We start from the raw sequence: 14,971 nt of genomic DNA, 5'->3' as shown, positions 1-14,971 counted from the left end.
GTTTATAGAAGGGCACTAAATATTCAATATGGGTCTATGCTTTGAAGACTTATCTCGCGTCAAGGCAAAACCATGGAACACAACCTACAAGAAAAAACCGGTAAGACGTTAGCAGAATGGAAAGCGGTGTTAGTCCCAAAAGGATTCGAAAAACACGGTGAGATAATGGCTTTCCTAAAAAAAGACTGTGGTATCAGTCATGGTTTCGCCAATTTTATAGCACTTAAATTTAGAGAAGCTGATGCTGCAAGCCAAGCGCCAGATGATTTGATCAAACAGCAATATCAAAGCAAGCCCAATCTACTCCCTATCTTTGAACACCTGACAAAGCACATCATGGCCATAGGTGATGATATCGACATGGCGCCTAAAAAAGCCAACGTGTCTTTTCGTCGTAAACGACAATTTGTATTGGTACAACCGAGTACCAAAAGTCGGATAGATATAGGCTTGAAATTTAATGACCGTCCGTGCGAAGGCCGCTTAGAGCCGTCCGGTCCCTTCGGCACCATGTGCTCTCATAGAGTGCAAATAACTGATATCAGTCAAGTCGATGAAGCATTGCTAGACCTCATCAAAGCAGCTTACGCTGAAGCATGATCTGCTCACCGATTAGTGAGCATGATCATGAGTATGTGAATTGGTCACGACGAAGCGCTTTACAACTTGCCATAGCATAAGTGATGCAAGAACAACCGCACTGGTTTGATACAGCAGTGATTGCATATCGCTGTGTTCACCATGTGATAACGCTAGAGACAAGGAAAACGTTTCAACAATATAGTCCAAAGCTAGGCCCGCCAATAAAGCAGACGCAATCAATGAAATGAGGTATATCACCAGTTCTCGCTTACCCAATTCATTTTTGATAACCATCAACGTTGCAATGTTGGTTGCTGGCCCTGTCAGCATAAAAACAAGTGCGGCGCCGGGTGATATACCCGCCATCATCAAACCGACTGCTATCGGTGTAGACGCCGTTGCGCAGATATACATTGGGATAGATACAGCCACCATCAGCAGCATGGCCACAGGTCCTGAGCCATAAGATGCCATCCAGTTTTGAGGCACAAATGTGACGATCAATGCAGCAAAAAATAACCCGATCAATAGCCACTTCATAAAGTCTGCCAACAATTTATCAAAACCATACTGAACAATATCTTTGACGGTCTGCATTGTGGACTTAGCTTCTTGTGGAGGCGGATTAGACTTATGGCAACAAGACTTTGGCGCCTCTGCCGGAGCCTGCACTTCAGTTTCTCTCCCCCATACTGCTATCGACATACCCGTCACTATCGCAGAAGCGATAGCCGCTATGGGTCTCGCAATCGCCATTACCGGCCCCATTAACGCGTACGTGATCCCTATCGAATCTACACCGGTCTCTGGTGTAGCGACGAGAAAGCTAGCCGTACTCGCTTTACTTGCGCCACTTCGACGAATGCCCATTGCGACCGGGATCACCGAGCAGGAACACAAAGGCAAAGGAGCACCAATAACAGCCGCAGTGACGACTGAGCCCTTTTTCCCCAATGTTTTATCCACCCAAGCCCGAGGGATCACATAGTGGATGACGCCTGCCAACAGCATACCTAATAATAAATAGGGGGCTGTTTCAACAAACAAACCTATAAAATTATTAACTAACAACATGTGACTCTCCCGATGCAGTCGACACCTCTAATTGACGGATGATAGAACAAAATTCAGCGCTTTCGTTACCACCGCAGCATTTATCTGCTAACGCGTGGAGTGTCTTTTCCATCTGTTGCAGTTGCAAGATCTTTTGTTGTAAATCTTGTATTTTGCTCAGCGTAATCAACTTTGCCTCAGCACAAATATGTTCGTCTTTAGCATCCTTAATTTTTAATAATCCTGCCGTGTCTTCTAAACTAAAACCACTTTCCTTACATCGGCGAATAAATAGCGCCGTTGCCAGATCATCGGCTGTGTAATCGCGATAGTTATTATCCACGGACTTACGTGGCAGGATAAGTCCACGCTTCTCATAGTAACGCAATGTATGCGCGGTCAGACCGCTTTGTTTGGCCAACTGACTGATTTTCATCGACGGCTCCTTTGTTACACATTATGCGCAGTATAGACCTTAGAGCATACTCTAAGGTCAAACATAAATCTTGCGTTAAGTACTGTTTATTTATACAGTTAATGTAATCTTAAAACTGAACAGACTAATATTATGCTTCGTAAATTACGCCAATGCGTTGCCGCGATGTTGTTAATAGGGCTCTTCGGCTTTGCCAATATATCGGACGCACAAGAGATGCATCAGGAGAATAATGTGAAGGAAGCAAGCGGTAGTTTCACAGTACAAATAGAACCTCAAGCAGATAGTACTCATCTTGTTGGTCGGCTAACCATTGATAAGCAGTACTCTGGCGATATGGTGGGAACTGGAGAGGGACAAATGCTAAGCCATCGAACAACGGTTGATGGTTCAGCCGGCTATGTTGCAATAGAGAACGTAACTGCGACGTTGGAGGGGAAAACGGGCAGTTTCGTATTGCAACACTCGGGTCAGATGTCAGCAGGCGAACAAAACCTACTTATCTCAATCATTCCAGATTCAGGTTCGGATGGATTAGTCGGTATTCAAGGCGAGATGACCATTAACATTGTCGATGGTCAGCATTTTTACGCGCTGCACTACAGTTTATAGGACTTATCAGACAGGCTGTGTGATCCGTAACCTCGCGCTCCAACGACGAATAAGAATATTGCCGTTTAAAGGCCAATAAAAAAGCCCGCAATTGCGGGCTTTTTGTTTAACTTTAAAAATTAGATACGTTCGTTCAATACTGCAGCGATTGGAGATTCCATTAAGTTATTTTCAGAAACCCAAGCGCGAAGTGTCAAGCCGTCTGCTTCTGGTGCATTTAGTTGGCTCTTAGGCATTTTCTTAACCAACAATGAACCCGCTTCTACTGCGCCAGCCAAGAATGCCGCACGAATTAAGCTGTTACCACCGCATGACACACCGTTGTAGTAGTCTTGTAACTTCAAGCTGAAGTTCTTTTCTACGTTAGACATCTTCTTACGAAGTTCACCTTTGTCATCCGCTTGTACGATTGTACAGATGTTTTGAAGTTCATTTTCAACGCTTGCCGATGCAAAGCTAGAGAAACCTAAAGATGCCGCTACAACTGCTACAGAAATTACATTTTTCAACATGATATTTTCCTCAAAATTTGTTTAGTGATGTTTGAAAACGAGCGCATTAAACACCAAAGCAATTGTTCACAAAATAAACAGGGTTATACATAGGTATACGTTTTCATACCGGTTAAATTTTGTACAGCCATTGGGCAGCATCAACCTTGCTTCAAAATCAAATATAATCAATTGTTTTAATTGAATATTTTAGAAAAAATTAAACAGTGAGCCAGTAATGCGACCTCAGAAATAGAAGCGGCAATTATTTTTGATATGAAGGGATCTAGTCGAGATTTAAGGGATTTTTATCGCCTAATGAGACTTGATATTTGCGATTTATCTAACAAAAACAGCAGCTTCAACTCATATAAGAAGAAGCTGCTTAAAAACAACAATTATAAATTTACTTTTGGCGCCGTCCCAAAGCCAGGACCGTACACCACGGCATTTAATAAAAGGCGATTCGCCCCCTTTGTAGCACCACGGAAGTTGGGTTGCCCAGAGAACAATATGACCTGACCCTTTCCAGACGCCTCACGAGTGACATAAGCAGAGTGTGCGATACGTTGAGCTGCCTCTGGCCATAGAAGCCCACTCATGCGTACATAAGTGTCCTGATCTTTAGGTTGTGCATACCAAGTGGACTCTGACGCATCAGTTTCTTTGCTTGAATCGTTGAACACACCAACACGCATCACAGCTTCAACACCTTTACCGGCCATTAACACAGGCTGACGGCCATACAGTAACGGTAGGGTTTCATTCACGCCAAATGTCATCCAATGCAACGCATCGGCTCGACCCGCCACCATTGAACCGCGAGGCATGAATATGCGCTGCCATTCATCTTGTTGCTTTAACGCATCCTTAGATGGCGTTTTTCTGTCACTGTCCCATGGATAATCGACTCTCTGGGGCAATATATGAGACGCGGTTGCTGAGGCATCAAAAGAATTTTGTATCGCCAACCATTCGCGTTGCAATGCAATATTGTAGTCACTGGCTTTGTCAAAGCTGTCTTGAATTTGACGAACCTTACTCAACCCTTCTTCTTTTGCCAATTTACCAGCGCTGCTGCCATGGGCAATAAGGGTACCGCCTTGTTTAACCCACTCATTCAACATTTTGATGTGAGCGTCTTCGAGCTTGCCATACGTATCAGGCAAAATCAGCACGTTGTAGCGGCGCAGATCGGTGCGGTTCAGCAAGTTCATATTAATTTGGCTGTGGCGTACGCCTAAATAGTGGTCAATTCCCCACCACGTTGCTCCCACGTCATAACTACTTACGTTACCTTGACTGAGTAACCCAATTTGGGGACGCGTCAATAACTTAAAGTGTCTACCACCCCAATCCGGCAATTCACCTTCGCCAAAGCCTGAGCTATGCGCTGATAAACCTAAACCAAACTTGTCAGCCATAGCGGTAACCTGCTGCACTAGTGTAGTGTTCGATGGATTATCCATCTGCGTTACAAACACAGATCCCCTCGCAATATTACGTCCTTCGAAGCTCGCGTCCTTATCTACCACGCGTACCTGAACGCCCTGCTCCATTAACTGAGCAGCAAAACCGAGTGAACGATCATCTTCACCATTAACTGACCATGCAATTGCATTCGGCATTAACTGATGTGACACCGACGGTGGTGTATATGCGACAACATTGCTGTCAATATGTGAAGGCACTTCATACGCTTCTAGACCATACATCATGCTTAGATTCCACGCTGTAGTGTCGTACATAATGGATTGACCGTTGCGTAGGATCTTTTGCCGTTCCTCTAACAACACTTCACGGCTTACACCAGCATCAAACTCCATAATAGCCGCCAGTAAACGTGCCTCAGGTTGGCGATTTGGAATGATCAAACTGCCTTTCTCGACCTTAATATCGACCTCTTGACCTAGCTGGTTCGTGGCACCTTTAGCAGTGAACGCTTTAGTCGCTACAAACACTTCAATGTCTTGTGCCTGCAACTTATCCACCAATGCCTGTGTGCGACCTTCATTACCGTTAGCCTGAACCACAAACGTGCGTTCCGAATATGGGCCTTTCTTCGCCACATTTTGTTTTCTGGCTTGCCAGTAATCGGCATACATTGCATCAGAGTTTTTGGCTAATGTTTGTAAATTGGCCATGGTGCTTACAAATTGGTGATGCACCGACTCCTGATAGGTTTGAACAGTACCTTCTGGACGCCTTACGCCATCTTCCGCCATACGCGATTGTTCATACAAAATATGCATACTGCCGCGGTATTCAGCGTAGTTTGAATAGCCTGGGTACCAGTTTTCAAACCATTCTCCGGTATAGTAACGCCAACCACGTTGGTCAAAAGCAGCACCCTGATCGCGAGCGAATACTTTCGCCCACTCTTGCAAGCTGGAACTGATGTTAGTATTCAACGGCTGACGAGGAGGCCCCATTAAATAAGTATCTTGAGCGCCCATTTCATGACCATCGATCATCAACTGAGGTCGCCATTTGTTGATCAGTTTCACGCGCCCTTGGGTTTCGGGTTGCGTGAGATAGAAAAAGTCTCGGTTTAAATCAAAGAAATAATGGTTCGTTCTACCATACGGCCAGTCCCCTTGATGCAACAATGATTGATCATCAACATTCGGCGCTGTACCTCTGTATTGCTCCAGCGACTTAGCAAAACGCGCTCGCCCATCAGGGTTCATGATGGGGTCGATAACCACGATCATGTCATTGAGCATATTAGTGACAGATGCATCTTGTGACGCAACTAGGTGATAAATTGACGCCAATGCAGCATCTGCTCCTGACGTTTCATTCCCATGAATAGAGTACGCCATCCATGCCACTGCAGGCAGCTCTGACATAATTGACTTAGCGTCTGCGTCAGAGGTTTTCCTCGGATCAGCCAAAGCATCAATCTTATCGAGAATAGCTTGCTGCTGTGCCAATAACTCAGGTGCACCAATAAGCACGGCATACAAAGGGCGATGCTCGTGCGTACGCGCATATTCAATAACCTGCAATCGATCGGACTGACTCGCCCACAAATCGATGGCTTGCATGATCTGCTCTGGTGTAGCCACGCGTTGCCCGACTGCAAAGCCTAACAGTTCGTCGGGATGAGTGATGGCGCTATTGTAATTGCCTTCCAAGATTTTGCCGTTGTAGGCCAAGTCAGGATCACTATTGGGTTTCATTAATAAAGAAGCCTGAGCGACTGATTGACCAACAAGCAGAAGTGACACAGCCAAGGCTGCGCGAATAGATTTAACGTTCATATTGTGTGTGTAAAACGACCTTAAGGTACACCAACCTTAGCCGGGAAGTGTGGTTCACGCAATCCTGTTGTCCCCTTGAAACTGACGAAACGACTGATTTATGCGTTAACCTGAACAAACAAAAGGTAGAAATGTGTAACACAATGTTAAACATTATTGACACAAAGGTAATAAAACCCAACAATTATCCTACAACGTAAACACTAATGGGATTACCTACAATGAATATGTCTTTTTCTGAAAAGAGCGCATGGATTTCGCTCGTCATCATATTTTATATATGGGGAGATTACGCGCTTGGGCTAGTAGGCTTGCACAATAGCGCTATTGATATGGAAGATAAAAAGAGCTTGGCATTGCAGATGATCAACATTGCCATCATTGCAGTGATCATTGTCGAATCCGTGTTTCATGCTGTACTCGCCATGGCGCATCCGAAACCTTCAGAGCAAGCGGGAGATGAACGCGATAAGCTCATCTCTTTGAAAGCAACCAGTCCAGCATACGCAGTACTATTTACTGCAGTTGTATTGGGTATCGGGCATTTACTTATTATTGAACAATTTGAGCAGTTCGCTGAGGGAAGTAGTCTCAACATCCCGTTTATTGGTGTTCATATTTTACTGTTTGGCGCGCTTATCGCTGAGATTGTTCGCTTTGCCATGATGATTAAAGAATACCGCTTAGGGGTATAACCATGCCTTTGCATAATAAAGTACGAGAGTGTCGGTTTTTCGCCAATGAAATGACACAACACCAACTGGCCGAGGCGGTTGGAGTTACGCGGCAGACCATTATGGCGATTGAAAAAGGGCGTTATTCACCTTCACTGGAAGTCGCCTTTAAAATTGCATTCGTTTTCAACAAATCACTCGACGAAGTATTTTGGTATACACCGGATTCCTAGTTATACTAAACCACTTTACTTTTTTATTTACAGAGCATGGACTCTGTATTCGTTAGCTAAGGAAAACGAGTGTCAAAAGCGAATAGCAAATGGTCAATCGAAGACGCCGAACGTATATACGGCGTCTCCCGCTGGGGCGGTGGTTATTTTCATATTGGCGAAAATGGAAATGTTCAGGTAACGCCCGATCCTGAAAACCCGTCCATGCGCATCGACTTTCAAGCCGTCATTGAAGAAATCAAACAGGAAGGCGTGCAATTTCCTGTTGTAGTCCGCTTTCACGACGTATTGCGTACTCAGGTTGAGTCTTTGAACAAAGCATTCAATGCCACCATTGAAGAAGCGAATTTTCAAGGCCAATACAACGGCGTATACCCGGTAAAAGTCAATCAAATGAGAGAAGTGGTTGAAGAAATTGTCGATGCAGGCAAACCTTTCAACTACGGTCTTGAAGCGGGTTCTAAGGCCGAATTAATAACCGTGTTGGCCTACAATACCAACGAAGAATCACTCACCATCTTAAACGGTTACAAAGACGAAGAATTTATGCGCTTAGCATTGCTCGGCACAAAGCTTGGCCGCAAAGTGATTGTCGTCGTCGAAAAATACAGCGAATTACTTTTACTCGTTAAAATCGCCAAAGAGCTTGGCGTAGAGCCTAATATCGGTGTCCGTTCTAAGATGACGGTTAAAGGTCGTGGTAAATGGGAAAGTTCAGGTGGAGACCGAGCTAAGTTTGGTTTAACCATCACAGAAATCATTAAAACGGCGCGCTATCTTGAGGAACATGGGTTAGGTCACTGCCTAAAATTATTGCACTTCCATATTGGTAGCCAGTTGACCGATATTCGTTCGGTGAAAGAGGCCATCAGTGAAGGTGCGCGCATCTATGCAGAACTGCACAAAATGGGATTCCCGTTAGAGTATGTTGATGTAGGCGGCGGCCTTGGTATTGATTACGATGGCAGCAATTCAACCAATGATTCCTCGCGCAACTACACCATGCAAGAGTACGTCGCTGACGTCGTATATGGCATGAAAGAAGTGTGTGATCTCGAAGGCGTGCCGCACCCTAATTTAGTCAGTGAAAGTGGCCGCGCGATTACCGCACATCACAGCTGTGTGATCACTGAAATTGTGGGTGAAATTCGCTCTAACAGTGCGCAGATTGATACTTCAGCGGTTGAAGGTGAACACATTTTCGTATCCAACATTCGCGATTTATTTGAATCCATGAATGAGGGTGGCAACTTACAAGAGTTGTTCAATGATGCTTCGGAATACAAAGAAAAAGCGCTTGATGCTTTCAAGTTACGCGTAGTTTCCCTTGAAGAGCTGGGTAAAATAGAAACCCTATATTGGCTAATTATGGAAGAGATCCAACGCCGTTTGCGCAATGTCGATTTCATTCCAGAAGAGATGCAAGAATTGGATTACAACTTGTCATCCCAGTATTTATGTAACTTCTCAGTTTTCCAGTCCGCTGCCGATACTTGGGCCATCGATCAACTATTGCCGGTAGTTCCCCTCACTCGCATGAATGAAGAACCGACGGTAAATTGCTCCTTAGTTGATATTACTTGTGATAGCGATGGCAAACTCGATCAGTTCAGCATTGAGCGCAGTATTGCCGACGTGTTACCAGTACACCCATTGAAGAAAGGTGAACCCTACCATATAGGCTTGTTCCTAACGGGCGCCTATCAAGACGTAATGGGTGATATGCACAACCTGTTCGGACGCTTGAACGAAGTTCATATATTCAGTTACGACGATGACCCACAAGATTTTTACATTGAAGAAGTGGTGAAAGGTTCTTCGGTAAATGATGTTTTGAGTGTTATGCAATATAACCCACAATCAATGGCGACAGACGTTAAGCGACTCATCGACAAACATGTGGCGAGTGGTGAAATGAAGCCAAGAGAAGGTGTGCGCTGGACGGACTTTTATGAAAACTGCTTAGCCGGTTACACCTATCTTAAAACCAGCAAATAAGCTGTTACGGCGACGACGCCACCGCGACTTTTTGCGGCTCAGCATGTTTAAAATATGCAGCCCAGAATTCCGCGGTGGTGTAGTTAATTAAATTACTCTCCGCGTTCATTAACATCGCATACGCCGCGCCTGTTTCAGGTGAGAAACTCACATCAGCACGATAGCCTTTTACCCAGCCGCCGTGGTAAACCAAACGGTGACCATCAAAGTCATATACACGCCAACCCAAACCATAATGCGCGTCATTAAGATGTTCACGCCACCCTCTACGCGACAATTCTCGGGTTGTTCTAACACGTGGCGTACTAACATCTCGCACCACAGCATCACTGACGATATCGGGGTATTCAATCAGCATCGCTTGCAGATAAATAAGTAAGTCTTGAATGCTCGCATTAACACCCGCTGCAGGCGCAAAACGATAATAATTGTTCTCGACAACACCTTCACGCCAGCGGTCCTTCGCAATCGCTATATGCGGTCGAGCCCAGCGCTCAGAGCCCATTAAAGCCCCCTTTCCTGCACTGGCAGTTTCCATTGCTAATGGTGAAAACAGGTGGGTTTGCAGTTGACGATGATAGGATGTGTTTTGGGTTGAAAAATAATGTTCAAGAGTACCAAAGAGCGCATTTTGATAGGTGTAGCAGTCACCAGGCTGACACAAGGGTTTCAAATCAGCCAACTGCCCTAACACCCGCTTCACTGGATAATCCGCTTCTATTAAGTTGTCATAGGCATTCGGCATGAAGCCACTTGATTGCCCAATTAAGTGCTCAAGGCGGATCTTGTCGGTATTGGATGTTTTGAAACCCGGCTGATTGACCAGTTGAGTCAGTTCAGTATTCCAACTTAATTGATTCTGTGACACCAACTTCGCCATGAGCACACCGGTAAACGTTTTAGATACCGAAGCCATACGAAAAACAGTATCTTTGTCAATCGCTTGCCCACGCCGATGCGTTTTCCCTTGGGTCACAATATAGGGGCTTTGCCCTTGCTGATAAAACACCATGGCATAACCGGGAATATTCAGTTGACCCGCTCGTTCTTTGACATCTGCACTATACGCAGTAAACCAACTGGGGGCCTGTTGAGCTGATGCTGGACATGCAATAACAACAGACAAAAGAGCACTAATCACCCACACTCCGCGGTGGGGATGAAGTAAACGTTTGAGGCCAATTACCTGCAAAAATCGCTTCGCGCTCTTCAACACAGCTCCTACAACATTCAAGGGCAAAAATATGAGGGGGTAGATTATGTTGTTCGAAATCCCTGAAAGCAAATTTTTACCCTGAATATTTTGTTTCAAAAGACGACAACATTGACTTCCGATTTCTTCGCATAAGATAGCAAAAATTACATTACACTAGACGCATTATTAATAAAGTTTAGCTGCAATGATCACCAACAACCAACGTCAGCAATTTCAAAAAGCACGGTTATCTCGCGACCCTCGATTTGACGGGCTATTCTTTGTCGGCGTTAAAACCACGGGTATTTTTTGTCGACCGATTTGCCCAGCCAATTTGCCATTGGAAAAGAATGTTGAGTACTTTGACAGCCAACAACAAGCTATCCAATCAGGGCTTAGGCCCTGCCTGCGTTGCCGCCCAGATAGTGCTCCGGGCTCCTGGGCCTGGAAAGGCGTAAATACAACTTTAGAGCGCGGTTTACGTTTACTCCATGAACACCCGCATCTTTCGATTTCCGACATTGCAACGAAACTGGGGATCAGTGAACGGTATTTACATCAACTACTCGTGCAACACATGGCATTGAGCCCAAAACAATTTAAGCTCTATTCCCAGTTGATGAGTGCTAAACAATTGTTGCACCAAACACAGCTATCCGTTGAAGACATTGCCTGCGCGGTGGGTTTCAATTCGAGCCGCAGTTTGCAGCAACACATGAAAAGTAAGCTCGACATATCCCCGAGCCAAATCCGCAAACGTAAGAATGTACCTAGCAAAAACTCCGTCACATTAACTTTGCACTATCGTCCGCCGTATAACTGGGAATGGGTCCGTGACTTCCTCGCTGCTCGCGCTATCAACGCGATAGAGCACGTTGACACATGCAGCTATAGTCGTTCATTTCATTGCGAAACCGATGAAGAACTATCATTCTTTAAAGCAACACATGACCCAACAGAATGTGCTTTTCACGTAGAACTGAGCCTAACTCGAATATCGGCGCTGTTGCCCGTCATTGCGAATATAAGGCGTGTACTCGACTTGGATGCCAACCCATCAGTAGTCAATCAAGGACTATCTGCCAGCGGTATGCCGTCTCAACTGATTGATGAGGGTATACGCCTACCGGGAGCTTGGAGCCCTTTTGAAGCCGCTTGCCGCGCCGTTCTCGGACAGCAAGTCAGTGTTCGTTCCGCCATCAAGCAACTTAATAATATCATTACCCATTTATCATCATCCGATTCACTTGCAACGTTTCCAACGCCACAGCAAATGACCAATATCGACAATGATGTTTTACGTATGCCACAAGCACGTAAAAGCGCATTAAAAGCTATTGCGCAGGCTTTTGTTGAGACACCATCACCTGCGCCTGAAGTATTACTTGGATTAAAAGGGATTGGGCCCTGGACAGTGAATTACATTAAATTGCGCGGCTACTCGGAACCCAATATTTTGCTTAGCAACGATTTGATTGTGGCTCGTCAAATTCAAAAGCTAAAGCTACAACCAGCACAATCCTCTCCTTGGGGCAGCTATCTCACTATGCAACTTTGGCAATGCGAAAGCTTACAACAGCAAGGACAATAATATGCCGTCAGTCGAATATTTACATACCGCCATTGGCTGGATAGAAATTTGCGCTACTAATGAAGCGGTTTGCTCTATATTATTTGTAGATGAAGCCGGCGTCGATAACCCGAATGCCGTTACGAAATTAGCTCACCAGCAGTTATCTGAATACTTTGCCCATGAACGCACCGCGTTTAATTTACCATTAGCCTCTTCAGGTACTGCGTTTCAGGCTAAAGTGTGGCAAAACCTGCAATCTGTTGAATATGGGCACACAGCCAGCTATCTAACTATTGCCAATGCGATCGGTAATCCAAAAGCCTGCCGCGCTGTGGGTGCTGCCAATGGTAAAAACCCTATTAGTATCGTTGTGCCTTGTCATCGTATTATTGGTCGCAACAAAAAGCTGGTTGGTTACGCCGGTGGCTTGTCACGAAAGCAATGGTTGCTCGAGTGGGAAGCGAGTTTAAAACGCAATTAATATCAGCAAGTTAAACAAGAAGGGGTATTCTTGAATTACATTAGCATTGGTAAGCTAGTCCTACTAGGCGCTATTTGGGGCTCCTCATTTTTATACATGAGAGCTGCGACCCCTGAGTTTGGCGTATACGCATTGGTTGAAGTGAGGACCGTACTGGCTACCCTGTTCTTGCTGCCTTTTGTGCTGTTAGCGAAGCAATGGCGCGAAGCCATGGTGCATTGGAAAGGGATCGCTATCATTGGCTTAGTGAACACTGCCATCCCATTTTGTTTGTTTAACTACAGCTCTTTGTATTTAGAGGCGGGATACAATTCAATATTGAACGCAACGGCTCCTATGTTTGGCGCTTTGATTGCGTTTGCATGGCTTTCGGAACGTCTCACCAAGGCTGCCGTGATCGGCTTATGTATCGGCTTTATCGGCGTAGTGCAATTAAGTTGGGCTAAGCTTACTCTGGATAATATTAGCTTTTTACCCATCGCCACGGCATTGATGGCAACCTTTTGTTATGGCATTGCTGCCAGCTACATGAAGCGTTATATGCAAGGTGTTAAGCCATTGGCTGTGGCAGCAGGCAGTCAATTTTTCGCGTCTATATTTTTGCTACCCTTTACCTTAGCAACCTGGCCTGAACAAGCGATTTCATCAAATGCGTGGTGGCAAGCCATTGCGTTAGCCCTATTGTGCACAGGGGTCGCCTATATTTTGTATTTCGACCTAATTGCATCTATTGGTCCTGCAAAAGCGATCACCGTAGCTTATTTGGTCCCACTGTTTGGCGTTATTTGGGGCGCAATTTTCTTATCCGAACGACTCTCTCTGCCCGTTTACATCGGAGGCCTGTGTATCATCGTTGGAGTCGCACTGACTAACGGATTTTGGGAACGCTACAAGCGAAAACAGGTATAACCCACCCGCTACTCAATGAGTTGCATGCGCACGACGTTATTGCCATCGCGCTTCGCTTGATAGAGCGCATCATCAGCATTGGCCGTGACTTCACTCATTGGACGCGGGATAGCGGTGTAAGACACACCAAATGAGGCTGATAATACCAAATTAGTATGATTTGAAGGTGGCTCGATCTCGGTTACACCTTGGCGCAAGGATTGAGCAATATCATAGGCCTCGTGCGGACCGGTATCAGGCAGTAAAATAATAAACTCTTCACTGCTCCATCGGCCTACGATGTCTTTTTCTCTAACCTTGCTGGTTAAAAAGCCAATAAACCGGTCAATGACTTCATCACCTACATTTCGACCATAGGTATCATTGATGGACGTGAAGTTATCGATATCAACAATAATGACAGCGACCGTGCGCTTGTGGTCAATCAGTTCGTTGTAGGCCTTTTCTATCGCTGGCCTATCAGGTAAGCGACTAGGCGCAAATTGCAAACCATTCCCGTGCATGTCTTTGCGGAAGAAATACAAGATGTTGTATATGACCAAAAACAGCGCAAATATGACCACCAATAGTGTGACAACACTGGCAATAAAGCCTCGCGAAATTTCAGTTTGACGATCATTTAATGGGCTCAATAAATACAATGTCCAATCAAACTGGCCTAACTCAATTTCGGCGATCAAATGATCCTGTTGGTCAAAGGATACCAACTGATTATTTAACCGCTTATTCAGTTTGATTTCGTCATCAAGCGCCGTGTACCAGGGCAGCTGAGTCAGGTTCTTAAATTGAGAATGTTCAGCCAGTAATTCAGGATCTGACGACAACATTATGTCATCTTGAGTATCCACAAAGATAAAGTCATAGCCGTGTTCATGTTTATAGGTGTCAAAAACACTAATGAAACTATTTAACGCTTTGCCCACGCCAAAAAAGCCTAGAAATTCACCTTTATCATTATAGATTTTAAGATCAATGTAGAAGTGAGTATCTTCCCACTTGCCAATGTCAGCGACAGCATCACGATTGCCGTCTTTATATTTGAAATACCAGCTCACCTCACCTTCGATTAGTTTGAGCTCAGAACCATCAGAATTGATTTGCAGACGTTGCCGCTCACTGGCAATAAAAAATATCATGCCGAATTCTTTTTCAAGCCGCTTTAACATCGCTAATGCCTTATCTTTATCGATCTCAGTACCGGGCTCAACATTCATTAAGTCGATAAGCTCACGCGATTTACTTAGCGTTTCGGCAATATGTAAAGGTTTAATGAGTTGGTCGACCACCAGATCGATAGCAGGAGACATTGAAGCTTGTTGCGCGCGGCTCTGCTCGGCAACAATTTTACTGATACTGAAGTGGACTAAGGTCACTATCGATAAGATCACAACCGTAAATAACACTAAAATGCTGCGATGCAGAGTTCTAAATATACTCACTAGACAACCTTCTCCTTGGAAATGGCGAT

14 protein-coding genes are annotated in these 14,971 nt (G+C 44.9%); 8 read left to right on the top strand and 6 right to left on the bottom strand.

Translation table 11 applies throughout. The features are described from left to right. The first annotated feature begins 72 nt into the window (after positions 1 to 72). Complete coding sequence (locus CSH93_RS07190; RefSeq protein WP_100642563.1) at positions 73 to 600, top strand: DUF5655 domain-containing protein; 528 nt, start codon at positions 73 to 75, stop codon at positions 598 to 600. A 12-nt stretch (positions 601 to 612) separates the two neighbouring features. Here the strand turns inward: CSH93_RS07190 and CSH93_RS07185 are convergent, their stop codons facing one another. Both CSH93_RS07185 and CSH93_RS07180 read right to left on the bottom strand, forming a co-directional pair. Beyond that, positions 613 to 1,656, bottom strand: a complete 1,044-nt coding sequence (locus tag CSH93_RS07185) for an SO_0444 family Cu/Zn efflux transporter (protein ID WP_100642562.1) — start codon at positions 1,654 to 1,656, stop codon at positions 613 to 615. Continuing rightward, the gene (locus CSH93_RS07180; protein ID WP_100642561.1) at positions 1,643 to 2,071 is read right to left on the bottom strand and encodes a MerR family transcriptional regulator; all 429 of its coding nucleotides are present in this window, start codon (positions 2,069 to 2,071) and stop codon (positions 1,643 to 1,645) included. The genes CSH93_RS07185 and CSH93_RS07180 overlap by 14 nt, the downstream gene beginning before the upstream one ends. 132 nt (positions 2,072 to 2,203) lie before the next feature. Here CSH93_RS07180 and CSH93_RS07175 point away from each other — a divergent pair, with 132 nt between their 5' ends. After that, positions 2,204 to 2,683: a DUF3224 domain-containing protein gene (locus CSH93_RS07175; RefSeq protein ID WP_240615519.1), complete on the top strand. Its 480-nt coding sequence runs from the start codon at positions 2,204 to 2,206 to the stop codon at positions 2,681 to 2,683. 119 nt (positions 2,684 to 2,802) lie between these two features. Here CSH93_RS07175 and CSH93_RS07170 read toward each other — a convergent pair whose 3' ends face one another. Beyond that, a complete protein-coding gene (locus CSH93_RS07170) occupies positions 2,803 to 3,195 on the bottom strand; it encodes a DUF3718 domain-containing protein (RefSeq protein WP_100642560.1) in 393 nt (130 codons plus the stop codon). 377 nt (positions 3,196 to 3,572) lie between these two features. Beyond that, positions 3,573 to 6,440: a M14 family metallopeptidase gene (locus CSH93_RS07165; RefSeq protein ID WP_100642559.1), complete on the bottom strand. Its 2,868-nt coding sequence runs from the start codon at positions 6,438 to 6,440 to the stop codon at positions 3,573 to 3,575. 221 nt (positions 6,441 to 6,661) lie between these two features. Here CSH93_RS07165 and CSH93_RS07160 point away from each other — a divergent pair, with 221 nt between their 5' ends. The 3 genes from CSH93_RS07160 (at position 6,662) to speA (ending at position 9,345) form a co-directional block, all read left to right on the top strand. After that, a complete protein-coding gene (locus CSH93_RS07160; RefSeq protein WP_100642558.1) occupies positions 6,662 to 7,135 on the top strand; it encodes a hypothetical protein in 474 nt (157 codons plus the stop codon). Positions 7,136 to 7,137: 2 nt separating this feature from the next. Then, a complete protein-coding gene (locus tag CSH93_RS07155; RefSeq protein WP_100642557.1) occupies positions 7,138 to 7,347 on the top strand; it encodes a helix-turn-helix transcriptional regulator in 210 nt (69 codons plus the stop codon). A 69-nt stretch (positions 7,348 to 7,416) separates the two neighbouring features. After that, on the top strand, positions 7,417 to 9,345 hold the full coding sequence (gene speA, locus CSH93_RS07150; RefSeq protein WP_100642556.1) for a biosynthetic arginine decarboxylase: 1,929 nt from the start codon (positions 7,417 to 7,419) through the stop codon (positions 9,343 to 9,345). 4 nt (positions 9,346 to 9,349) lie between these two features. Here the strand turns inward: speA and CSH93_RS07145 are convergent, their stop codons facing one another. After that, positions 9,350 to 10,486 carry a serine hydrolase domain-containing protein gene (locus CSH93_RS07145; RefSeq protein WP_476692334.1) on the bottom strand — a complete coding sequence of 379 codons (1,137 nt, stop codon included), beginning with the start codon at positions 10,484 to 10,486 and terminating at the stop codon, positions 9,350 to 9,352. 259 nt (positions 10,487 to 10,745) lie between these two features. On the opposite strand from CSH93_RS07145, the gene CSH93_RS07140 reads away from it, so the two are divergent. Genes CSH93_RS07140 through CSH93_RS07130 form a run of 3 tightly spaced genes read left to right on the top strand, consistent with a single transcriptional unit; the run spans position 10,746 to position 13,503 of the window. After that, on the top strand, positions 10,746 to 12,131 hold the full coding sequence (locus CSH93_RS07140) for a DNA-3-methyladenine glycosylase 2 family protein (RefSeq protein WP_100642555.1): 1,386 nt from the start codon (positions 10,746 to 10,748) through the stop codon (positions 12,129 to 12,131). Position 12,132: 1 nt separating this feature from the next. Then, positions 12,133 to 12,594 (top strand): methylated-DNA--[protein]-cysteine S-methyltransferase, encoded by a 462-nt coding sequence (locus CSH93_RS07135; protein ID WP_100642554.1) that lies wholly within the window; start codon positions 12,133 to 12,135, stop codon positions 12,592 to 12,594. A gap of 30 nt (positions 12,595 to 12,624) precedes the next feature. Next, entirely contained in the window at positions 12,625 to 13,503 is an 879-nt protein-coding gene (locus CSH93_RS07130) for a DMT family transporter (protein WP_276307698.1), read from the top strand. Positions 13,504 to 13,511: 8 nt separating this feature from the next. Here the strand turns inward: CSH93_RS07130 and CSH93_RS07125 are convergent, their stop codons facing one another. Further along, positions 13,512 to 14,942 (bottom strand): sensor domain-containing diguanylate cyclase, encoded by a 1,431-nt coding sequence (locus CSH93_RS07125; protein WP_100642552.1) that lies wholly within the window; start codon positions 14,940 to 14,942, stop codon positions 13,512 to 13,514. Positions 14,943 to 14,971: the final 29 nt, after the last annotated feature.

It is taken from the genome of Neoalteromonas facilis, from assembly GCF_002807665.1.
Classification (GTDB): domain Bacteria; phylum Pseudomonadota; class Gammaproteobacteria; order Enterobacterales; family Alteromonadaceae; genus Alteromonas_E; species Alteromonas_E facilis.
The sequence above is the reverse complement of the archived record's forward strand: the minus strand, read 5'-3'. Positions and strand labels throughout refer to the sequence as shown.